Below are 21,800 nucleotides of genomic sequence, written 5' to 3' on the forward strand. Positions count from 1 at the left end.
GCCGTCGGAGACCCTTGTAATGCCTGACCAAGATGTACGCTTGCAACACCTGAATGTTTGGCTTGATGAACAGTTGCACACCTTGTTCGAGAACGAGGGGTGGGGTCCCGTGCCCCCGGCCTCATTGACTGCGGCCAGCAGTGACGCGAGTTTCCGACGCTACTTCCGGTGGGAGGGCGAGGGCCGCAGTTTTATCGTGATGGACGCTCCGCCGCCCCAGGAAAACTGCCAACCTTTCGTCGAAATCGCAGATTTATTGCGTACCAGCTGGATAAATGTTCCAAAAATTTACGCTCAAGACCTGGAACGCGGGTTCCTTTTGCTCAACGATCTGGGCAATAAAACCTTTTTGGACGTGATCAACAGCAGCAACGCCGATGAGTTGTTCAAGGACGCCATCGAAGCCTTGCTGGCCTTCCAGCAATTGCCGATGACGGCCCCTTTGCCCAGCTATGACGTGGCCTTGCTGCGCCGCGAGCTTGAACTGTTCCCTGAGTGGTACGTGCGCCGCCATTTGGGCGTCGAGTTCACCGAGCAACAATTGGCGGCCTGGCAGCGTGTCAGCACGCTGTTGATCGACAGCGCATTGGCGCAGCCCCAAGTGTTGGTGCACCGCGACTTTATGCCGCGCAACCTGATGCTCAGTATTCCCAACCCCGGCGTGCTGGATTTTCAGGATGCCGTGTATGGCCCGGTGACCTATGACATCACCTGCCTGTTCAAAGACGCGTTCCTGAGTTGGCCCGAAGAGCGCGTGCGCGCCTGGCTGGAAGACTACTGGAAGCTGGCCTTGCCGCTGGGTATTCCGGTGGGTGCCAATTTTGAAGAGTTCTTGCGGGCCAGTGATTTGATGGGCGTGCAGCGCCACTTGAAAGTGATCGGCATCTTTGCCCGTATTTGCCACCGTGATGGCAAACCCCGCTACCTGGCCGACGTGCCGCGCTTCTTCTCTTATATAGAAGCGGTTCTGGCGCGCCGTCCTGAACTGGCTGAGCTGGGTGAGTTGTTCGCCAGCCTGCCCCTGTCTGCCGAGGCCCGTGCATGAAAGCGATGATTTTGGCTGCGGGCAAAGGCGAACGCTTGCGGCCGTTAACCCTGGACACGCCCAAACCGTTGATTCGCGCAGGCGGTGTGCCGTTGATTGAGTACCACCTGCGTGCACTGGCAGCGGCAGGTTTTACCGACATCGTGATCAATCACGCCTGGCTCGGCCAGCAGATCGAAGACCACCTGGGCGATGGTGCACGCTTTGGCGTGAGCATTCAGTACTCCGCCGAAGGCGAGCCGCTGGAAACCGGTGGAGGCATTTTTAAAGCCTTGCCGCTGTTGGGCGATAAACCTTTTGTCGTGGTTAACGGCGACATCTGGACCGATTACGACTTCGCCGGGTTGCGCCAACCCCTGGCCGGGCAGGCTCATTTAGTGCTGGTGGACAACCCGGCGCATCATCCCGCCGGCGATTTTTCGCTGATTGATGGTCGCGTACAGGACGCGCTGCCCGGTGCTGACACGTTGACTTACAGCGGGATTGCGGTCTTGAGCCCGACGCTGTTCGACGGCTCGACAGCGGGGGCATTCAAGCTGGCGCCTTTGCTGCGCACCGCCATGGCTGCAGGTGCGGTAACAGGCGAGCGCTTGCAGGGGCAGTGGGTGGATGTCGGCACACATGAACGCTTGGCAGAGGTTGAGTTGTTGATTAAGGGCAAACACTAAGATGCTGTGGCCAGGGACTCTGATCGGAGCCGGGGCTGGCTTTTTCATCGCCAGCATTCCGGGGGCCATGCTTGGCGCTTTGTTGGGGCAAGCCCTGGACCGGCGCTTGCAACTTCACAGTTGGGCGCAATTGCGTGAGCGTCTGGGTGGCCGCCCGGCCTTGCGCAATGATGAGCTGCTGTTTGTTTTACTCGGTCGGCTGGCCAAGAGCGGCGGGCGGGTTGTGGATAAACACATCGAACAGGCGCGCCAGGAAATGCGCCAGCTCGACATGAATCCGGCCGCGCAGCAGCGTGCGATTGCCGCGTTTAACCGGGGCAAGTCCGAGCATGACTCGTTACGCGGTTATCTGCTGCGCCTGCGGGCTCAACCAGCGGCGGCCGAAGGCGTGTTGCGTGCCTGTTGGCGAATGATTGTGGCGGACGGTCGGGTGGACCCCAAAGAGCGGACATTGATTTTTCAGTGGGGCCGTTGGTTGGGCTGGCCCCCGCAACAAGTGCAGCTGCTGGGGGCCGATTACGAGCCGCAGAAAAAAACACCCGCGACCCGCGGCGGCACGTACCAGCAGGCGCTGGCCTTGCTTGGCGTGACCGCGAGCACCGACCCCGAGCACATCAAACGGGCTTACCGGCGTTTGCTCAGCCGTCACCATCCGGACAAAGTGGCGGGCGCCGGTGCAACCCCGGCGCAGGTGCGTGAGGCCACCGATAAAACCCGTGAGCTGCATCACGCGTATGCGTTGATCCGTGAGTACCGCGGTTTTCGTTAGTCTGGCTTATCCACTGCCTTCGGGCTGAGCCAGCCGCGAACCCTGCGCAACAGTTGTTCCTGCTCAGCCTCGCGATTGCCGGCAATGGTGTCCAGGCCCACCTGGTTAAAATTTGAGCGATCCATGCGTTTGCTGGCGTGTAGCCGTTGCAAGGCGGCTTTGCGCATGAGCGGTTTGTCTTTGTAGAACACATCCAGAAGCTCAACCGAGAGCGCCGGGGCCAATACATTGATATCGGGTTCGACCTGAGCGGGTGACTGCGCTGTCACCAGGATCAGCTTTTGCACCTGCTTGGGCTGCTTTTCGTTCAGGTAACGCGTTGCCCAATAAGCCCCCGTACCGTGCCCGAGCAGCACAATACTGCGCATGTGTTGCTGCTGAGCGAAGGCAATGGCCGCGTCGATGCGGGCGAAAATGCGCTCGGCGTCAGCGTTGGTCAGCGCTTCCAGGGTTTGCTCGGGTTGCAGCTCGGTGTCCGGGTTCTCGGTACCGACACTGGCGGCCTGCTCGATGGGTTTGGCTGTGGTGCTGGCCTCTTTACTGCTACTGTTCGGCGCGGGCTCTGTAAGAATTTTCTCTGGTTCGGCCGCGCGCGGTTGGCTGGCTTCGCTGCGCAGGTCAGGCAAGCTCAGGCTCAGGCTGGCCCAGTAGGCGTCTGGCAGTTTGTTGCGCAATGGGCCTACGACCCGTGGCCAGTCGGCGCTTTCACCGGCACCGGGGACGATCACCACGACGCCGCTGGGGTCACTGCTGTTGGCCGGTTTCCAGAGCGCCAGAAAAGTATCCTGCGCGGCTTGCAGGTGTTGCTGCTCAGCAGCCGGCACTTGTCGTTCAAGTGCAGTGGCATCTTCCTGGCTGCGTTCAGGCAAGGGTTGACGCACCACGGGTGCGGGTTGCGCGGGTGTGGTGTCGGGAGCTGGCTCGGCCGCCAGGACCGGTAAGGCAGATGACAGGTACAACGCCGCCAACGCCAGGCGCAAAGAAGACATAAGTAATTCCAGGCCAGAAGTTATCCCGGCAGCGTAATGGGTGTGAGTGTTGCGATGAAGCGTTTTTGCTATCTGTTGGTTATCGGCTGGTTGTGGCTGCCCTTGATGGGGCACGCGACGTCCATCCCGGCGGCGCAATTAAGTCCCGAGCAACAGCAATGGCTGGCGCAGCATAAAGCGCTGCGGGTCGGCCTGGTATTGCAGGCGCCTTATGCCACGTTTGACCAACGTTTGCAGCAGTTGTCCGGGGCCAATGTTGAGCTGATGAAATGGCTGGCGCAGAGCCTGGACATTGACCTGACCTGGCGCACCTACCCGGACCTTGAACAGTTGGAGAAGGCCGCGCGTGAGGGGCAAATCGACATCGCGCCGGGGCTCAAGCAAACCCCGGCCGGGCTGCGCGTGTGGATTTTTTCTGACCCTTATATGCGGGTCCCGCAATTGTTGGTCGGTGAACGCAATGGCTCGGGTTCGGTAGACCTTGATCGCATCGACAGCAAAACCCGTGTCGCCGTGCGGATGCCCGGTGCGACGGCAGATTTTTTGCGCTCCAGTTATCCGGGGCTCAATCTGCAAGGCGTGCCGCTGGAGCGTCAGGCCCTGCAACTCCTGCTGAGTCAGCAAGCCACCTATGCGGTGATTGATGAAGCGCAACTGGCGCGGCTTTCTGCCGAGCCTGAGTTCACAGCGTTGGCAGTGGTTGGCGACATTGGCTTGCCGCAGCTTTTGCGGGTGGGTACGCGTCGGGACTTGCCCGAGCTGGCCGGCATCGTGGAGCGCGGGCTCCACGCGATTCCTGCGCGGGACATGGAGCAACTGCACACGCGCTGGTTGCAGCCCAAGTTCGCGCGCTCAACCCATTCGCCCGGCTTCTGGCAAAACCTCGTGCTGTTGTTCGGGGCGCTGATGCTGGCCAGCATGGCCATTGTGGTGTGGCAGCGCCGCCAGCAGAGTGTTCTGGAGCAGGCGCTGTTGAAGGCCCGCGAAGACCTCGCCGAGGGGGCCGCCAGCGCTGAGGCTCTGCGTCTCACGCAGTTTTCCATCGACAAAAGCCCGGTGGGCATTTTATGGGTTAACTGGGACAGCCATGTCCGGTATGCCAATCAGGCGGCCGAAAACATGCTGGGATACTCGCCCGGCGCGGTACTCGACCGACCATTGAGTGATTTCGAGCCGGGCCTGGACATGGACCGCTGGTTGGGCTTGTGGCGCCGCGCGCGGGGTAACGAGGACACGGCGCAGCGCATGGAAGCGATTTGCGTGCGGGCTGATGGCAGCGAGTTCCCGGCTGACGTGACGTTGAGTTTCCTGCGTTTCAAACAGGCCGAATACCTGGTGGTTTACCTGCATGACATCACCGAGCGCCGCCGTGTGCAGGCCGCGTTGCAAGAAAGTGATGCGCGCTTGCAAGGCATTGCGGCCAACGTGCCGGGGCTGGTGTTTCGGCTGGAGCGCTCGTTGCTGACGGGTGAGCTGGACTTCCCTTATATCAGTGAAGGCAGCGAGAGCCTGGTGGGGTTTTCTCCGGCGACCTTACGCCGACATGACGTTGGCCTGCGCAGCCTCGTGCACCCGGATGACAGAGCCGATTACCATCGGGTGCAGGACGTGGCCATAGACAGTGACAGCGATTGGTCGTGGCAAGGGCGAATCCTGACCCGCGAAGGGCTGCAACGCTGGGCCGAGATCAAAGCCATTACCCGCCGTCTTGAAGACGGTACGGTGGTCTGGGACGGGATTGTCTGGGACATCAGCGAGAGCAAGCGCATTGAGCTGGAACTGGACAGTTCACGCGGTCAGTTACGTGAGCTGTCGGCGCATCTGGAGAGCGTGCGCGAGGAAGAAAAGGCGCGAATAGCCCGCGAGGTTCATGATGAGCTGGGGCAAATGCTCACGGTGCTTAAACTCGAAACCTCGATGTGTGAGCTGGCGTATGCGGACCTTGATCCGGGGTTGCGCGAGCGGCTCAATAGCATGAAAAAACTCATCGCCCAGTTGTTCCAGCTCGTGCGTGATGTGGCCACGGCCTTGCGCCCGCCGATTCTGGATGCCGGGATCAGCTCGGCGATTGAGTGGCAGGCCCGTCGTTTTGAAGCACGCTCGAATATCCCGTGTCTGGTACAAGTCCCTGAACAACTGCCGCCGTTGAGTGCGGCCAAGGAAGTGGGCCTGTTCCGGATTTTGCAGGAAGCCCTGACCAACGTGCTGCGCCACGCCGATGCGCAAACGGTTGAGTTGACCCTGAGTGTCGAAGGCCGGGAGTTGTGCCTGACCATCAGTGATGATGGCCGGGGCTTTGAGCCGACGGCCGGGCGCTCTACCTCCTTCGGCCTGGTGGGCATGCGCGAGCGCGTCCTGATGCTTGGCGGCACCCTGGACCTGCACAGCGAACCGGGCGAGGGCACTACCCTGGCGGTGCGCGTGCCATTGATTCAACGCCAGCCAGACCCAAGTGACTCTGAATAAGGAAGGACCTGTGATTCGTGTACTGGTAGCAGAAGATCACACCATCGTGCGTGAAGGTATCAAGCAATTGATCGGCCTGGCGAAAGACTTGTTGGTGGTGGGCGAGGCGAGCAATGGCGAGCAGTTGCTTGAAACCTTGCGCCATGTGCCGTGTGAAGTGGTGCTGCTGGATATCTCCATGCCGGGGGTGAATGGGCTGGAGGCCATCCCGCGGATTCGTGCGTTGAACAACCCGCCGGTTATTTTGGTGTTGTCGATGCACGACGAAGCGCAAATGGCGGCCCGTGCCTTGAAGTTTGGCGCGGCGGGCTATGCCACTAAAGACAGCGACCCGGCACTGCTGTTGACCGCCATTCGCAAGGTGGCCGCGGGCGGGCGCTATATCGACCCGGAGCTGGCAGATCGCATGGTGTTTGAGGTGGGGCTGACGGATGAGCGGCCGCTGCACGCGTTGTTGTCCGAGCGCGAGTTTTCGGTGTTTGAGCGCCTGGCCCAGGGGGCGAACGTCAACGACATTGCCCAGCAACTGGCGCTGAGCAGCAAGACCATCAGCACCCATAAAGCGCGGTTGATGCAGAAGCTCAATGTCACCTCGCTGGCGGAGTTGGTGAAGTATGCGATGGAGCATAAGTTGATCTAAACCGTAGGAGCGAGCTTGCCTCGCGATTTTTAGAAGGCAAAAAAGATCGCGAGGCAAGCTCGCTCCTACAGGTTTTTTTGGGTGTGCATATCTGTTTGCGACAGTTTTGTGACGGCTCTCAACGTAGTCGTTGGGCCGGGTGGAAGGAGGCGTTCTGTTTGCGACATTGCTATAGGGCAATCCCTACAAAAAGCCTTCCAGCCTGCTGATGTAAATCTCTCCTGCGCCCCGATTTCTGTGGGCTGGCACCTTCTTTAGTCTTGGACTACAGCAGTCCAAAACAAAAGGTGCGGTTATGAGTGAGGTCGGTGCAAGCGCTGGGGCGAGTGATGTATTGGTCAGCTTCCGTGGCGTGCAAAAGAGCTATGACGGCGAAAACCTGATCGTCAAAGATCTTAATCTGGATATTCGCAAAGGCGAGTTTCTGACCTTGCTCGGACCGTCCGGTTCGGGCAAAACCACCAGTCTGATGATGCTGGCCGGCTTTGAAACGCCGACCGCTGGCGAGATTTTGCTGGCCGGGCGGGCCATCAATAATGTGCCGCCGCACAAGCGCGACATCGGTATGGTGTTTCAGAACTACGCCTTGTTCCCGCACATGACGGTGGCCGAAAACCTCGGGTTTCCGTTGACGGTGCGCGGCCTTAACCGCACCGATGTCAGCGAGCGGGTGAAAAAAGTCCTCAGCATGGTCCAGCTCGAAGCGTTTGCGCAGCGTTATCCGGCGCAATTGTCGGGTGGCCAGCAGCAGCGTGTTGCCCTGGCGCGGGCGCTGGTGTTCGAACCGCAGTTGGTCCTGATGGACGAACCATTGGGCGCACTGGACAAACAGCTGCGTGAACACATGCAGATGGAGATCAAGCACCTGCACCAACGCCTGGGCGTGACCGTGGTGTACGTGACCCACGACCAGGGCGAAGCGCTGACGATGTCGGACCGGGTGGCAGTGTTCCATCAGGGCGAGATCCAGCAAATTGCCCCGCCGCGTACCCTTTACGAAGAACCCAAAAACACCTTTGTGGCCAACTTTATTGGCGAGAACAACCGCCTCAGCGGCCGCCTGCACAGCCAGGACGGAGAGCGCTGCGTGGTCGAGTTGAGCCGTGGCGAGAAGGTGCAGGCGCTGGCCGTGAATGTGGGCCGCACGGGCGATCCGGTGACGCTGTCAATTCGTCCCGAGCGCATCACCCTCAAGGACGCGAGCGAGTCCTGCGCCAACCGTTTCTCGGGGCGTGTCGAAGAATTTATCTATCTGGGCGACCACGTCCGGGTTCGTCTGGAAGTCTGCGGCAAGACCGATTTCTTTGTGAAACAGCCGATTGCCGAGCTGGACCCCACCCTGGCCGTCGGCGATGTCGTGCCGCTGGGCTGGCAAGTCGAACATGTACGTGCGCTGGACCCTGTATTAGAGGCGAATTGATCGCCCGTCTTCACCTACCCTGCACAGCGGAGAACACACAATGCACAAGACTTTAAAGTTAACGGCTCTGAGCCTCGGCCTGATGTTTGCGGGCAGTGCGCTGGCCGCGACTGACCTGACCGTAGTGTCGTTTGGCGGCGCGAACAAGGCGGCGCAGGTCAAAGCGTTTTACCAGCCGTGGGAAACCAAGGGCGACGGCAAAATCATCGCCGGTGAGTACAACGGTGAAATGGCCAAAATCAAGGCCATGGTCGATACCAAAAGCATCTCTTGGGACCTGGTAGAAGTTGAGTCGCCAGAACTGGCCCGTGGCTGCGATGAAGACATGTTTGAAGCGTTGGACCCTGCACTGTTCGGCAACCCGGAGCAGTACGTCAAAGGCGCAATCCAGACCTGCGGCGCGGGCTTCTTCGTGTGGTCAACGGTACTGGCTTACAACGCCGACAAACTGAAAACTGCGCCGACCAGCTGGGCGGATTTCTGGGACACGCAAAAATTCCCGGGCAAGCGCGGTTTGCGTAAAGGCGCCAAATACACTCTCGAATTTGCCTTGATGGCCGATGGCGTGGCGCCAAAGGATGTGTACACCGTGCTGGCGAGCAAGGACGGGCAGAACCGCGCCTTCAAAAAACTCGATGAGCTCAAGCCTTTCATTCAATGGTGGGAAGCGGGCGCTCAGCCGCCGCAGTACCTGGCCTCTGGCGACGTGGTCATGAGCTCGGCGTACAACGGCCGGATCGCTGCGGTACAAAAAGAAAGCAATCTAAAGATCGTCTGGAATGGCGGCATCTATGACTTCGATGCATGGGCCATCCCTAAAGGCCTGAGCAAGGCTAAAGCCGACGTGGCGAAGAAGTTCATGGCTTTCACCTTGCAGCCGCAACAGCAGAGCCTCTACTCGCAAAACATTGCGTACGGCCCGGCGAACAAAGAAGCCATGCCTTTGCTGCCTAAAGACGTGCAGGAAGATATGCCGACCGCCCCGCAAAACATCGTTAACCAGGTGCAAATCGACGTCAGCTTCTGGGCTGATAACGGTGAGCAACTGGAGCAGCGTTTCAACGCCTGGGCTGCCAAGTAAGCAGTACGCAACTGCGGCGTGGCTGTTCTGGCCACGCCGCCATCGTTTAAAGATTTCCGGAGTTCGCCATGGCCATCGCCGTTCCCCTGAACGAGGTCTCCAACACGTCGTTGAAAAAACGCCTAAAGCGTGCCGAACGGGTTAATCGCTGGAAAGCGCAGGCCCTGATCGCACCGTTGGTTATTTTCTTGTTGCTGGTGTTCCTGGTGCCCATCGCGGCCCTGCTCTACAAAAGCGTCGGTAACCCGGAAGTGGTAGAGGGCTTGCCGCGTACGGTGGTGGCCGTGCACAGCTGGGACGGTAAGGGGTTGCCCGCTGAGCCGGTGTACCAGGCGTTGAGTGAAGACTTGGCCGAAGCCCGCAAGAATCAAGTGCTGGGTGATTTGTCCAAGCGTCTGAACATGGAATTGGCCGGCTACCGCAGCCTGCTGATGAAAACCGCCAAGGGCTTGCCGTTCAAGGCGCAGCCAGCGTCTTACAAAGACGCGATGGAAGGCCTGGACGAGCGCTGGGGCGACCCGGCTTATTGGCAGGCAATCAAGCGCAACACCTCAAGCGTTACCCCGTTTTACCTGTTGGCCTCCGTTGATCACCGTATCGACGACTTGGGCGAAATAGCCCCGGCCACTCCGGATCAGTCGATCTATCTGGATATTTTTGCGCGTACGTTCTGGATGGGTTTTGTCATCACGTGCATCTGCCTGGTGCTGGCGTATCCGTTGGCGTACCTGTTGGCCAACTTGCCGGCACGCAAAAGCAACCTGTTGATGATTCTGGTGCTGTTGCCGTTCTGGACCTCGGTGCTGGTTCGGGTCGCGGCCTGGATTGTCTTGTTGCAATCGGGTGGCCTGATCAATAGCGGGTTGATGAGCCTGGGCATTATTGATAAGCCGCTGGAGCTGGTGTTCAACCGGACCGGTGTCTACATCGCGATGGTGCACATCTTGTTGCCGTTCATGATTCTGCCGATCTACAGCGTGATGAAAGGTATTTCTCCGACCTATATGCGCGCAGCGATCTCACTCGGTTGCCATCCATTTGCCAGTTTTTGGCGAGTGTATTTCCCACAGACCTATGCCGGTGTGGGCGCGGGTTGCTTGCTGGTGTTCATCATTGCGATTGGCTACTACATCACCCCGGCCTTGCTGGGCAGCCCGAACGATCAAATGGTCAGCTACTTCGTGGCGTTCTACACCAACACCAGCATCAACTGGGGTATGGCGACGGCATTGGGCGGCCTGCTGCTGTTGGCGACCGTGGTGCTTTATCTGATTTACAACTGGCTGGTAGGCGCAAGCCGCCTGCGCTTGAGCTAAGGAGACCGCCATGCTGAGTCCTTATATGTCGCCCATTGAGCGGGTGTGGTTTTACAGCTTGCGCATTCTGTGTGGGTTGATCCTGTTGTTTCTGATTTTGCCGGTGCTGGTGATCATCCCGTTGTCGTTCAACTCGGGTAGCTTTCTGGTGTATCCGTTGCAGGGCTTTTCGCTGCACTGGTACCAGGATTTCTTTGGCTCGGCGGAGTGGATGCGGGCCTTGAAAAACAGCGTGATCGTGGCGCCTGCCGCGACCGTGCTGGCCATGGTGTTTGGTACGTTGGCGGCCATTGGTCTGACCCGGGGGCACTTCCCGGGCAAGGCGCTGGTGATGGCCTTAGTCATCTCGCCGATGGTGGTGCCGGTGGTGATTATCGGTGTGGCCAGCTACCTGTTCTTTGCGCCGCTGGGCCTGGGCAACAGCTACTTTTCGTTGATCGTGGTGCACGCGGTGTTGGGTGTGCCGTTTGTGATCATCACCGTGTCGGCGACCTTGCAGGGCTTCAACCAGAACCTGGTGCGTGCTGCGGCCAGCCTGGGGGCTTCGCCGCTGACGGCGTTCCGCCGGGTGACCTTGCCACTGATTGCACCGGGGGTGATTTCGGGGGCGTTGTTTGCCTTTGCGACCTCGTTTGATGAAGTGGTCGTGACCCTGTTTTTGGCCGGGCCCGAACAAGCGACCTTGCCACGGCAGATGTTCAGCGGCATCCGCGAAAACCTCAGCCCGACCATTGCCGCCGCGGCGACGTTGTTGATTGCCTTCTCGGTGGTGTTGCTGCTGACCCTGGAATGGCTGCGCGGGCGCAGCGAAAAAATGCGCACAGCCCAGGCATAAGGGTTACATCCAGCACGCATCCCATAAGGGATAGTCCCCGATTCGTGTGGCCAGGCCCGCACGGATCGGGTTTTGTACGATGTAGCGGGCGGTTTCTTTGAGGTCATCTTCACGGCGCAATGCCCTGTCGTGATAACCCTTTTGCCATAGTCGACCGCTGGACTGCTGGCGTTGTTAACGGTCACGCTGCTGCGTGACTTGATACGGCACATTAATTCGCCCAGTGTTTTGTTGTTCAGTTCGACTAACCAATGAAAATGGTCCGGCATCACGACCCATGCCTTTGATGTCACGATGCCTTCGTCATGGGCTTGTTTAAATTGATCGACTAAAAGCCTTCCTAGCTGAAAGTCTTCAAACACTGGACGCCGTTGATCAGTCACCGTGGTGAGTAGATACAGTCGTCCTGGTTCGCAGTAGCGGCCTTTTAATAGGCGATTGCTGGTATAGCAACGCGGCATTCCTTTGCCCTCGTCTAGGTCCGTGTTTTTTAAAACTAGCCGTTGGGCGTAGACGTAGCCGCCTTCTTTATTCGCAAGATATTGCTGGAAGGTCCTTTGGCCCTTATCGCAGCCTGCGGCAGCGACTACATAGGTATGCGCCCTGTAGTCGCTGCCGCAGGCTGCGATCGGGCGCGAAGCGGTCGTGAAGTTGGCTTTAGGCGCCAATCATCACGGTGCGGTGGCGCTTCTTGGCAGGGCGTATACAATGCCCGCCACCGTGATTTGCTTATTAAAAGGTGCGTTATGCAGCCCTTCGCTATTGCCCCATCGATTCTTTCTGCCGATTTCGCCCGCCTGGGCGAGGAAGTCGACAATGTGCTCGCCGCGGGCGCTGATATCGTGCACTTCGATGTCATGGACAATCATTACGTCCCCAACCTGACCATCGGCCCGATGGTCTGCGCCGCGCTGCGCAAATACGGCATCACCGCGCCCATCGATGCCCATTTGATGGTCAGCCCGGTCGACCGGATCATTGGCGACTTTATCGAAGCCGGGGCGACTTACATCACCTTCCACCCCGAAGCCACTCAGCACATTGACCGCTCTTTGCAGTTGATCCGCGAAGGCGGCTGCAAGGCGGGTCTGGTGTTTAACCCGGCCACGCCACTGGATGTGCTCAAGTACGTGATGGACAAGGTCGACATGGTCTTGTTGATGAGCGTGAACCCGGGCTTCGGCGGGCAGAAGTTCATTCCCGGTACGTTGAACAAGCTGCGTGAAGCCCGTGCACTGATCGACGCTTCGGGCCGTGATATCCGCCTGGAAATCGATGGTGGCGTGAACGTCGGCAATATCCGTGAAATCGCTGAAGCCGGTGCCGACACCTTTGTCGCCGGTTCGGCCATTTTCAACACGCCGAACTACGAAGAAGTCATCCAGAAAATGCGCGCCGAGCTTGCGTTGGCACGCCCATGAGCCGTTTTGAGCAGTCGCTCCAGGGGCCGCTGCCTAAACTGGTGATGTTCGATCTGGATGGAACCTTGATCGACTCGGTTCCAGATCTGGCCGTCGCCGTTGAGAGCATGCTGCTCAAACTGGGGCGTCCACCGGCGGGCATCGAGAACGTGCGGATGTGGGTTGGCAACGGTGCGCCGTTGCTGGTGCGCCGTGCGCTGGCCGGCAACATGGACGCAAAGGGCGTCGATGACGCCGAAGCCGAGCAGGCGCTGGAGATTTTTATGGAAGCCTACGCGGGCGGCCATGAACACACCAAGGTTTACCCGGGTGTGCGCGAAAGCCTCAAGTGGCTGCAAAAGCAGGGCGTTGAAATGGCCCTGATTACCAACAAACCCGAGCGGTTTGTGGCGCCCTTGCTGGATGAGATGAAGCTGGGCCGGTTTTTTCGCTGGATTGTCGGCGGCGATACCATGCCGCAGAAAAAGCCGGACCCTGCAGCGCTGTTTTTTGTCATGAAAATGGCCGGTGTTACTCCGCAAGAGTCGCTGTTTGTCGGTGATTCGCGCAATGACGTGCTGGCGGCCAAGGCCGCAGGTGTACGCTGTGTTGCGCTGAGTTACGGCTATAACCATGGCCGACCGATTGCCGAAGAGTCACCGGATGCAGTTATTGATAGCCTGCAAGAGCTGATAGCCGGTTGCTTAGATTCGGCGCCTGAGATAACGTTGGGCGCTCCTGTTCACCCCTCTCAAAGAGATTCCATCGTGGTGGTCACTCGCAAACTCTGGATGAAAGTTATCAAGGCCCTGGCCCGTTGGCGTTGGCGCGCCTGACTTTTATCTGGCCGGAGATCCGGCACGTTTGCATACCTGACTGTTTTACCTCAGACCACGAGGCACCTCATGATCCGCGAAGAATTCCTGCGCTTGGCCGCTGCTGGCTACAACCGTATCCCGCTTGCACGTGAAACCCTTGCTGACTTCGACACGCCGCTGTCGATCTACCTGAAACTGGCTGACCAGCCCAACTCCTATCTGCTGGAGTCGGTGCAGGGCGGCGAGAAGTGGGGGCGTTATTCGATCATTGGTTTGCCATGCCGCACGGTGTTGCGTGCCCATGAGCAACAGATCCGCATCACCCACGACGGTGTAGAAATCGAAGCTCACGAGGTTGAAGACCCGTTGGCTTTCGTTGAGGCCTTCAAAGCGCGTTACAACGTACCGACCATTGCCGGTCTGCCGCGTTTTAACGGCGGTCTGGTGGGTTATTTCGGCTACGACTGCGTGCGTTATGTCGAGAAGCGTTTGGGTAAATGCCCGAACCCGGACCCGCTGGGCGTGCCGGACATTTTGCTGATGGTGTCGGACGCTGTTGTGGTGTTCGATAACCTGGCCGGCAAGATGCACGCAATCGTGCTGGTGGATCCGTCTGAGGCCGATGCCTATGACCAGGGTCAGGCGCGTCTTGAGGCGTTGCTTGAGCAGTTGCGCCAACCGATTGCCCCGCGCCGTGGCCTGGATTTCACCCAGCAGCAAGCCGCTGATCCGGTGTTCCGTTCCAGCTTCACCCAGGCCGATTACGAAAAAGCCGTTGATACGATCAAGGACTACATCCTGGCGGGCGACTGCATGCAGGTTGTGCCGTCGCAGCGCATGTCGATCGACTTCAAGGCCGCGCCGATTGATCTGTACCGCGCGCTGCGTTGCTTCAACCCGACGCCGTATATGTACTTCTTCAACTTTGGTGACTTCCACGTGGTGGGCAGTTCGCCGGAAGTGTTGGTGCGGGTGGAAGACAATCTGATTACCGTGCGCCCGATTGCCGGGACTCGCCCACGCGGCGCCACGGAAGAAGCGGACCTGGCGCTGGAAAAAGACCTGCTGGGGGATGACAAGGAAATTGCCGAGCATTTAATGCTGATTGACCTTGGGCGTAACGACACGGGGCGCGTTTCGGAAACCGGTTCGGTGAAGCTCACCGAGAAGATGGTGATCGAGCGTTACTCCAACGTGATGCACATTGTGTCTAACGTCACTGGCCAGCTCAAAAGCGGCCTGACCGCAATGGACGCGTTGCGCGCCATTTTGCCTGCGGGCACGTTGTCGGGTGCGCCGAAAATTCGCGCGATGGAGATCATCGACGAACTGGAACCGGTCAAGCGTGGCGTGTATGGCGGCGCAGTCGGTTATTTCGCCTGGAACGGCAACATGGACACGGCCATCGCGATTCGGACCGCCGTGATCAAAGATGGCGAATTGCACGTACAAGCCGGCGGCGGCATTGTCGCTGACTCGGTACCGGCCCTGGAGTGGGAAGAGACGCTGAATAAACGTCGCGCGATGTTTCGTGCCGTAGCGCTCGCTGAACAAACCCCCGCATCCGACGCCTGAGGAGCTTTGCCATGTTGCTGATGATCGACAATTACGACTCTTTTACTTACAACGTTGTGCAATACCTCGGCGAGTTGGGTGCCGAGGTCAAAGTGGTGCGCAACGACGAATTGACCGTGGCCCAGATCGAGGCGCTCAAACCTGAGCGCATTGTGGTCTCACCCGGCCCGTGCACGCCTAACGAGGCGGGCATTTCCCTTGAAGCGATCAAGTACTTTGCCGGCAAGCTGCCGATTCTGGGTGTGTGCCTGGGCCATCAGTCCATCGGCCAGGCCTTTGGCGGTGACGTGGTTCGCGCCCGGCAAGTGATGCACGGTAAAACCAGCCCGGTGTATCACCTGGACACGGGTGTATTCCAGGGCCTGAACAACCCGCTGACCGTGACGCGTTACCACTCGCTGGTGGTCAAGCGTGAAACCCTGCCGGAGTGCCTGGAGCTCACGGCCTGGACGCAACATGCCGATGGTTCGGTTGACGAGATCATGGGCCTGCGCCACAAAACGCTGAACATTGAAGGGGTGCAATTTCACCCGGAGTCGATTCTGACCGAGCAGGGCCACGAACTGTTCGCTAACTTCCTCAAACAAACTGGCGGCACGCGCTAAGGACTTCTTATGGATATCAAAACAGCCCTGAGCCGTATCGTCGGTCACCTTGATTTGAGCGAAGCCGAGATGCGCGATGTGATGCGCGACATCATGACCGGCCAATGCACCGAAGCGCAGATTGGTGCGTTCATGATGGGCATGCGCATGAAGAGCGAAAGCATCGACGAAATCGTCGGTGCCGTCACGGCCATGCGTGAGTTGGCGGACAAGGTCGAGCTCAATACTCTGGATGGCGTGGTGGATATCGTCGGCACCGGGGGCGATGGGGCGAACATTTTCAACGTCTCCACGGCGTCTGCCCTGGTGATTTCTGCTGCCGGTTGCACGGTGGCCAAACACGGTAATCGTGCGGTGTCGGGCAAAAGCGGCAGTGCCGACCTGCTTGAGGCTGCCGGGGTGTACCTGAACCTGACACCTGTTCAGGTGGCGCGTTGCATCGACAGCGTTGGCATTGGCTTTATGTTTGCCCAATCCCATCACGGCGCCATGAAGCACGCGGCAGTCCCGCGTCGCGACCTGGGGCTGCGCACCCTGTTCAACATGCTTGGCCCGCTTACGAATCCGGCTGGTGTGTTGCATCAAGTGGTCGGGGTGTTCAACCAGGCGCTGTGCCGTCCGCTGGCTGAAGTGTTGCAGCGTCTGGGCAGCAAGCACGTGCTGGTGGTGCATTCGCAAGACGGTCTGGATGAGTTTAGCCTGGCCGCACCAACGTTTGTGGCTGAGCTGAAAAAAGGTGAAATCACTGAGTACTGGGTTCAGCCAGAAGACTTGGGTATAAAGAGCCAGAGTTTGTTTGGCCTGGTGGTGGATAGCCCGGCGCAATCATTGGAGCTGATCCGCGATGCCTTGGGCCGTCGCAAAACTGAGGCTGGCCAGAAGGCCGCTGAAATGATCGTACTCAATGCCGGCGCTGCGCTGTACGCCGCTGACCTTGCCTACACGCTCAAAGAGGGTGTGGCTTTGGCCCACGATGCGTTGCACACAGGTCTGGCGCGAGAAAAACTCGAAGAGCTGGGCGCCTTTACCGCGATCTTCAAGCAGGAGAATGAAGCATGAGTGTGCCTACCGTTCTGGAAAAAATTCTGGCGCGCAAAGTTCAAGAAGTCGCCGAGCGCAGCGCACGCGTGAGCCTGGCGGAGCTTGAAGGTCTGGCGGCTCAGGCTGATCCTGTACGCGGCTTTGCCAAAGCCTTGTTGGCTCAGGCCAAGCTGAAGCAGCCGGCTGTGATTGCCGAAATTAAAAAGGCATCGCCGAGCAAGGGCGTGATCCGCGAAGATTTTGTTCCGGCCGACATTGCCAAAAGTTATGAGCTGGGCGGCGCAACGTGTTTGTCGGTTTTGACCGACGTTGACTACTTTCAGGGCGCTGATCAGTACCTGCGTGAAGCCCGGGCAGCGTGCAAGTTGCCGGTGATCCGCAAGGACTTCATGATCGATCCTTATCAGATCGTTGAAGCGCGCGCGTTGGGGGCGGACTGCGTGTTGCTGATCGTCTCTGCGCTGGATGACGTGAAGATGGCCGAGCTGGCTGCTGTTGCCAAAAGCGTCAACCTGGATGTGCTGGTTGAAGTGCACGATGCCGATGAACTGGAACGTGCCTTGAAGACCCTGGATACCCCGCTGGTGGGTATCAACAACCGCAATTTGCACACCTTTGAGGTCAGCCTGGAAACCACGCTGGACTTGTTGCCACGGGTGCCGCGTGATCGCTTGGTGATCACTGAAAGCGGGATTCTCAACCGCGCCGACGTTGAGCTGATGGAAATCAGCGAGGTGTATTCGTTCCTCGTCGGTGAGGTGTTTATGCGCGCTGAGCAGCCAGGCGTTGAGCTGCAGCGTTTGTTCTTTCCGGAGCGCAGCGTGCACGTGACAGGCTCGACGCTGGACTAACCCGTTTTGTCTCAGGCAGGTCTCTATGGCGCTTATCCAGCAACTCACCGTCGAAGCAGGTCTTAAAGCCGAGCAGGATTTGCTGGCTTCGGTGTGTGCTGGGCAGGCTGAGGCGGGTGTGCTGTTCTGGCAGCCCACTGACCGTGCGCTAGTGATGCCTCGGCGTTTGAGCCGGTTGGCCGGGTTTGATCAAGCCAGTGTTGAATTGGCCGCCAGTGGTTGGCCGATTTTGTTGCGTGAGACGGGCGGAGAGCCCGTTCCTCAATCGGCCTCTACGGTCAATATCGCGCTGGTGTATGCACCGCCCCGCAGCGAAGGCGATCACGGTCGTATCGAAACGGCCTATCGCCGCTTGTGTGACCCGATCTGTGATCTGTTGACGGCTTTGGGCGGCACGGCGTCTTTAGGCGAAGTCGAAGGCGCCTTTTGTGATGGCCGTTTTAACGTCAATCTCAATGCCCGCAAACTGGTTGGCACGGCTCAGCGCTGGCGCCAAAGCCAGGGCGGCCAACGGCCTGTAGGTCTGGTGCACGGTGCATTGCTGGTTGAAGATGAGCGTGAGTCGATGGTGGCTGCCGTCAATCGTTTCAATCAGCGCTGTGCGCTGGATCAACACTGCCTCGCTGACAGCCATATTGCCTTGCATGAAGTGTTTGCCGCGCCCGATTTCTTCGAGCGCCTGGGTGCCAGTTATCAACAAATTCTGGCGCCCCTGCTGCGCCCTTAGCGGGTGCCGTACACCACCATGGTTTTGCCTTTGACGCTGACCAGGTTTTGCTCTTCAAGACCTTTGAGCACACGGCCGACCATCTCTCGTGAACAACCGACAATTCTGCCGATCTCCTGACGCGTGATTTTGATCTGCATCCCGTCCGGGTGGGTCATGGCGTCGGGTTGTTTGCACAGGTCCAGCAGGCAACGCGCGACTCTGCCTGTGACATCAAAGAACGCCAAGTCGCCCACCTTGCGTGTGGTGTTACGCAGGCGCTGAGCTATCTGGCCGCTCAAGGAGTAAAGAATCTCGGGTTCTTGTTGTGCGTACTCTCGGAACTTTACGTAGCTGATTTCTGCGACTTCGCATTCAGTCTTGGCTCGAACCCAAGCGCTGCGGGGTTGTTCTTGCCCTGCCTGTTCAAACAAGCCCAGCTCGCCAATGAAGTCGCCTGAGTTGAGGTAGGCAATGATCATCTCGCGCCCTTCGTCGTCCTCAATCAGGATGGTGACAGAGCCTTTGAGAATGAAAAACAGCGTGTGTGAGTGTTCGCCTGCGCAGATGATATTGCTCTTGGTTGGATAGCGTCTGCGTTGGCAATGAGTCAAAAATTTGTCGAGATTCTTGATCTTGGATAGGGGGGTAATAGCAACCATGGTTGTATCCCGAAAGCGTACACAGTAAGGGGCAGATCTATTTATATAGAGAGCGCTGGCTGGCTGGCGCCAGTGATTTGGCGCCAGCTTAACAGACAGATTCTGTATGGTTTGTAGATTTTTTATTATGGGCTGACGGATAAAGCCTTTGGTGCGGTGAGTCACCGCTTTCAGGCCCTGTGCTAAGCTGGCGCCCCTTTTAGAACAGTGGAGTCTGGGTGATGAAGGCACGCATTCAATGGGCTGGTGAAGCCATGTTTCTGGGCGAATCTGGGAGCGGCCATGTGGTTGTCATGGACGGCCCTCCTGAGAGTGGCGGTCGTAACCTGGGCGTACGGCCTATGGAAATGCTCCTGCTTGGGCTCGGTGGCTGCAGTAACTTTGATGTCGTCAGTATCCTTAAAAAGTCGCGTCAGCCGGTTGAAAGCTGTGAGGCTTTTCTGGAAGCGGAACGCGCCACTGAAGACCCAAAAGTGTTCACCAAAATTCACCTGCACTTTGTCGTCAAGGGCCGCGGCTTGAAAGAAGCTCAGGTCAAGCGTGCGATCGAGCTGTCTGCCGAGAAATATTGCTCGGCGTCGATCATGCTGGGCGCAGCAGGTGTAGCTATCAGCCACGACTATGAAATTGTTGAGCTAGGCTGAGCCGACATCCAATTTACATAAAAGCATTGCAGACTCTGGCGATCAGAAGCTGACGTCTGCATAATGCGCCACTTTTTTAAGGGCAGTGGCAGGGAATAACCCCGGCTCACGTCCGAACAAATAACCAAAATCGCCATCGCGAAGAGGTGTTAACCGTCCTACGCAGGTGCGTCCACGCACTTGACGGGCATGCTGGATCACGCGGCCGAGCCGCATCGACATAGAGAGTTTTATAACGGTGAAAAGCAAACTCAAGCTCCACGGGTTCAATAACCTGACAAAGACCTTGAGCTTCAACATCTATGACATCTGCTACGCGGAAACTCCGCAAGACCAGCAGGCATACGTTGAGTACATCAATCAAGAGTACGACGCAGAACGCCTGACGCAGATCCTCACAGATGTGGTCGATATCATTGGGGCCAATATCCTGAACATCGCTCGTCAGGATTACGATCCACAAGGCGCCAGCGTCACTATTCTGATTTCTGAGCAGCCGGTAACGCCTACCGAAAGCCAAATTGAAGAATCCCCTGGCCCGCTGCCAGAGACCATTTTGGGTCATCTCGACAAAAGTCATATCACGGTGCACACCTATCCAGAGATTCATCCTGTGGACGGTATTGCGACTTTCCGTGTGGATATTGACGTGTCGACATGCGGCGTTATTTCACCGCTTAAAGCTCTCAACTATCTGATCCATCAGTTTGATTCGGATATCGTTACGGTCGACTATCGTGTGCGTGGTTTTACCCGTGACGTAGAAGGCAAAAAGCACTTCATCGATCACGAGATCAACTCGATCCAGAACTACCTCTCCGAAGACACCCGCGACGGTTACCAGATGACCGACGTGAACGTGTACCAGGAAAACCTGTTCCACACCAAGATGCTGCTCAAGAACTTCGAACTGGATAATTACCTGTTCGGCGACGCGACCAGCAATCTGTCGGTTGAACAACGTGCGCAGGTCACTGAGCGCGTGAAGCACGAAATGCTCGAAATCTTCTACGCCCGCAATATGGGGTAAGTTTTCGCGCAACAAAAAAAGGCGGCTACCGAGAGGTAACCGCCTTTTTTATGGCTTGGATGCCGGGATCAGATGCGATAGGTGCTTTTGGTCATGACTTTCGCCAGCAGGCTCATGCCAAATTTTACCGGCGCCGGGAAGCGGTAGCCGCCTGCATTCAATGCTGACTCGGCGTGTTGTTCTTCGTCGAGGCGCATCTGCTCGAGGATGGCGCGGGATTTTTCATCTTCGGCAGGCAGTTGCTCAAGGTGCTCGTTGAGGTGTTTGCACACTTGGTCTTCAGTCGCGGCAACAAAGCCGAGGCTAACTTTGTCGCTGATCAGGCCGGCGACTGCGCCTATACCAAATGACATGCCATAGAACAGCGGGTTGAGCACGCTGGTATGGCTGCCCAGTTGGTGGATACGGTGTTCGCACCAGGCCAAGTGGTCGATTTCTTCTTCAGCGGCATGTTCCATCGCTTCGCGCACGTGTGGCAATTTGGCGGTCAAGGCCTGCCCTTGGTACAGCGCTTGGGCGCATACCTCGCCGGTGTGGTTGATGCGCATCAACCCGGCCACGTGGCGGGCGGTTTTTTCATCGAGCGGCTTTTCGGTTTTGACAATGGCCGGGGAAGGGCGATGCGGCTGACCACTGAAGGGCAGCAGGGTGCGCATGGCGGTATCGGCTTGCAACAGGAGACGGTCAATCGGCGAGTAGTGACGTTGGGTAGTCATGCTTACCTCCGGAAAAAATCACGGTGGCCAGTTTACCTCAAACGCGCAGGCAGGGTTTGCGTTGGATCATGCGTCGGCGTGGGAGCGGTGGCTCCCACGGTGTATACGGTCGGGCAGGGCAATCAGCCCGGCGGCCAGTTCATCTGGCGTTGACCCAGAACGTGCATGTGAATGTGGTAAACCGTCTGGCCACCATTTTCATTGCAGTTCATCACTACGCGAAAACCGTCTTCGCAGCCCAGCTCTTTGGCCAGGCGCTGCGCGGTAAACAGAATGTGCCCGGCCAGCGGTTTATCTTCTTCGGTCAGGTCATTGAGGGTGGCGATGTGTTTTTTTGGAATGACCAAAAAGTGAATCGGCGCTTGGGGGGCAATGTCGTGAAAAGCCAGCACTTGATCATCCTCGTAGATGATCTTGGCCGGTATTTCACGGTTGATGATTTTGGTGAACAGAGTATCCAAAGCGTTGTCTCCGTGAGTGAAGTCCGGTCTGAGTGTACTCACGGACACCGATTACGCCCAGT

The 21,800-nt window shown here is 58.0% G+C and carries 22 protein-coding genes and 1 pseudogene; 18 read left to right on the forward strand and 5 right to left on the reverse strand.

What is annotated here, in order from left to right:
* Nucleotides 1-19: 19 nt before the first annotated feature.
* The 3 genes from GHO25_RS13055 to GHO25_RS13065 are packed head-to-tail and all read left to right on the forward strand — an operon-like array spanning nucleotide 20 to nucleotide 2,482.
* Complete coding sequence (locus GHO25_RS13055; protein WP_153390942.1) at nucleotides 20-1,045, forward strand: aminoglycoside phosphotransferase family protein; 1,026 nt, start codon at nucleotides 20-22, stop codon at nucleotides 1,043-1,045.
* Entirely contained in the window at nucleotides 1,042-1,713 is a 672-nt protein-coding gene (murU, locus tag GHO25_RS13060; RefSeq protein ID WP_153390943.1) for an N-acetylmuramate alpha-1-phosphate uridylyltransferase MurU, read from the forward strand. The genes GHO25_RS13055 and murU overlap by 4 nt, the downstream gene beginning before the upstream one ends.
* Before the next feature lies 1 nt (nucleotide 1,714).
* Complete coding sequence (locus tag GHO25_RS13065; protein ID WP_153390944.1) at nucleotides 1,715-2,482, forward strand: TerB family tellurite resistance protein; 768 nt, start codon at nucleotides 1,715-1,717, stop codon at nucleotides 2,480-2,482.
* Here the strand turns inward: GHO25_RS13065 and GHO25_RS13070 are convergent.
* Nucleotides 2,479-3,471, reverse strand: a complete 993-nt coding sequence (locus GHO25_RS13070; protein ID WP_153390945.1) for an alpha/beta hydrolase family protein — start codon at nucleotides 3,469-3,471, stop codon at nucleotides 2,479-2,481. The genes GHO25_RS13065 and GHO25_RS13070 overlap by 4 nt on opposite strands.
* Before the next feature lie 54 nt (nucleotides 3,472-3,525).
* Here GHO25_RS13070 and GHO25_RS13075 point away from each other — a divergent pair, with 54 nt between their 5' ends.
* The 6 genes from GHO25_RS13075 to GHO25_RS13100 all read left to right on the forward strand — a co-directional run bounded on the left by GHO25_RS13075 (nucleotide 3,526) and on the right by GHO25_RS13100 (nucleotide 11,229).
* A complete protein-coding gene (locus GHO25_RS13075; RefSeq protein ID WP_153329199.1) occupies nucleotides 3,526-5,937 on the forward strand; it encodes a PAS domain S-box protein in 2,412 nt (803 codons plus the stop codon).
* 10 nt (nucleotides 5,938-5,947) lie between these two features.
* On the forward strand, nucleotides 5,948-6,577 hold the full coding sequence (locus GHO25_RS13080; RefSeq protein WP_048372210.1) for a response regulator transcription factor: 630 nt from the start codon (nucleotides 5,948-5,950) through the stop codon (nucleotides 6,575-6,577).
* A gap of 295 nt (nucleotides 6,578-6,872) precedes the next feature.
* On the forward strand, nucleotides 6,873-7,997 hold the full coding sequence (locus GHO25_RS13085; RefSeq protein WP_048389627.1) for an ABC transporter ATP-binding protein: 1,125 nt from the start codon (nucleotides 6,873-6,875) through the stop codon (nucleotides 7,995-7,997).
* A gap of 40 nt (nucleotides 7,998-8,037) precedes the next feature.
* Nucleotides 8,038-9,078, forward strand: coding sequence for an ABC transporter substrate-binding protein (locus GHO25_RS13090; protein WP_153390946.1), 1,041 nt, complete (start codon nucleotides 8,038-8,040; stop codon nucleotides 9,076-9,078).
* Between the two features lie 68 nt (nucleotides 9,079-9,146).
* Nucleotides 9,147-10,394, forward strand: a complete 1,248-nt coding sequence (locus GHO25_RS13095; RefSeq protein ID WP_048372205.1) for an ABC transporter permease — start codon at nucleotides 9,147-9,149, stop codon at nucleotides 10,392-10,394.
* Nucleotides 10,395-10,404: 10 nt separating this feature from the next.
* The gene (locus GHO25_RS13100; RefSeq protein ID WP_048372203.1) at nucleotides 10,405-11,229 is read left to right on the forward strand and encodes an ABC transporter permease; all 825 of its coding nucleotides are present in this window, start codon (nucleotides 10,405-10,407) and stop codon (nucleotides 11,227-11,229) included.
* A gap of 3 nt (nucleotides 11,230-11,232) precedes the next feature.
* Here GHO25_RS13100 and GHO25_RS13105 read toward each other — a convergent pair.
* Nucleotides 11,233-11,690: pseudogene (locus GHO25_RS13105) on the reverse strand (transposase).
* 285 nt (nucleotides 11,691-11,975) lie between these two features.
* On the opposite strand from GHO25_RS13105, the gene rpe reads away from it, so the two are divergent.
* The 7 genes from rpe (at nucleotide 11,976) to GHO25_RS13140 (ending at nucleotide 18,246) form a co-directional block, all read left to right on the forward strand.
* Nucleotides 11,976-12,650 (forward strand): ribulose-phosphate 3-epimerase, encoded by a 675-nt coding sequence (rpe, locus tag GHO25_RS13110; protein WP_048372202.1) that lies wholly within the window; start codon nucleotides 11,976-11,978, stop codon nucleotides 12,648-12,650.
* Entirely contained in the window at nucleotides 12,647-13,465 is an 819-nt protein-coding gene (locus GHO25_RS13115) for a phosphoglycolate phosphatase (RefSeq protein WP_153390947.1), read from the forward strand. Before rpe ends, GHO25_RS13115 begins: the two co-directional genes overlap by 4 nt.
* Nucleotides 13,466-13,534: 69 nt before the next feature.
* The gene (trpE, locus tag GHO25_RS13120; protein ID WP_048389631.1) at nucleotides 13,535-15,022 is read left to right on the forward strand and encodes an anthranilate synthase component I; all 1,488 of its coding nucleotides are present in this window, start codon (nucleotides 13,535-13,537) and stop codon (nucleotides 15,020-15,022) included.
* Nucleotides 15,023-15,033: 11 nt separating this feature from the next.
* Entirely contained in the window at nucleotides 15,034-15,627 is a 594-nt protein-coding gene (locus GHO25_RS13125; RefSeq protein ID WP_048372197.1) for an aminodeoxychorismate/anthranilate synthase component II, read from the forward strand.
* Between the two features lie 9 nt (nucleotides 15,628-15,636).
* Nucleotides 15,637-16,686 (forward strand): anthranilate phosphoribosyltransferase, encoded by a 1,050-nt coding sequence (gene trpD, locus GHO25_RS13130; RefSeq protein WP_153329204.1) that lies wholly within the window; start codon nucleotides 15,637-15,639, stop codon nucleotides 16,684-16,686.
* Nucleotides 16,683-17,519, forward strand: a complete 837-nt coding sequence (gene trpC / locus GHO25_RS13135; protein ID WP_153390948.1) for an indole-3-glycerol phosphate synthase TrpC — start codon at nucleotides 16,683-16,685, stop codon at nucleotides 17,517-17,519. The genes trpD and trpC overlap by 4 nt, the downstream gene beginning before the upstream one ends.
* A 25-nt stretch (nucleotides 17,520-17,544) precedes the next feature.
* Entirely contained in the window at nucleotides 17,545-18,246 is a 702-nt protein-coding gene (locus GHO25_RS13140) for a lipoate--protein ligase family protein (RefSeq protein ID WP_153390949.1), read from the forward strand.
* Here GHO25_RS13140 and crp read toward each other — a convergent pair.
* On the reverse strand, nucleotides 18,243-18,887 hold the full coding sequence (crp, locus tag GHO25_RS13145) for a cAMP-activated global transcriptional regulator CRP (RefSeq protein ID WP_048372190.1): 645 nt from the start codon (nucleotides 18,885-18,887) through the stop codon (nucleotides 18,243-18,245). The two genes, GHO25_RS13140 and crp, sit on opposite strands and share 4 nt — an antisense overlap.
* 221 nt (nucleotides 18,888-19,108) lie before the next feature.
* Between crp and GHO25_RS13150 the strand changes: the two genes are divergently transcribed.
* Both GHO25_RS13150 and speD read left to right on the forward strand, forming a co-directional pair.
* The gene (locus GHO25_RS13150; RefSeq protein ID WP_048372189.1) at nucleotides 19,109-19,531 is read left to right on the forward strand and encodes an OsmC family protein; all 423 of its coding nucleotides are present in this window, start codon (nucleotides 19,109-19,111) and stop codon (nucleotides 19,529-19,531) included.
* A gap of 238 nt (nucleotides 19,532-19,769) precedes the next feature.
* Complete coding sequence (speD, locus tag GHO25_RS13155) at nucleotides 19,770-20,561, forward strand: adenosylmethionine decarboxylase (RefSeq protein WP_048372186.1); 792 nt, start codon at nucleotides 19,770-19,772, stop codon at nucleotides 20,559-20,561.
* 68 nt (nucleotides 20,562-20,629) lie between these two features.
* Here speD and coq7 read toward each other — a convergent pair whose 3' ends face one another.
* Nucleotides 20,630-21,277, reverse strand: coding sequence for a 2-polyprenyl-3-methyl-6-methoxy-1,4-benzoquinone monooxygenase (gene coq7, locus GHO25_RS13160; protein WP_048372185.1), 648 nt, complete (start codon nucleotides 21,275-21,277; stop codon nucleotides 20,630-20,632).
* Between the two features lie 122 nt (nucleotides 21,278-21,399).
* Nucleotides 21,400-21,738, reverse strand: a complete 339-nt coding sequence (locus GHO25_RS13165) for a histidine triad nucleotide-binding protein (RefSeq protein ID WP_153329208.1) — start codon at nucleotides 21,736-21,738, stop codon at nucleotides 21,400-21,402.
* Nucleotides 21,739-21,800: the final 62 nt, after the last annotated feature.

The sequence above is a fragment of the Pseudomonas sp. FSL R10-1350 genome, assembly GCF_009600525.1.
GTDB lineage: Bacteria > Pseudomonadota > Gammaproteobacteria > Pseudomonadales > Pseudomonadaceae > Aquipseudomonas > Aquipseudomonas helleri.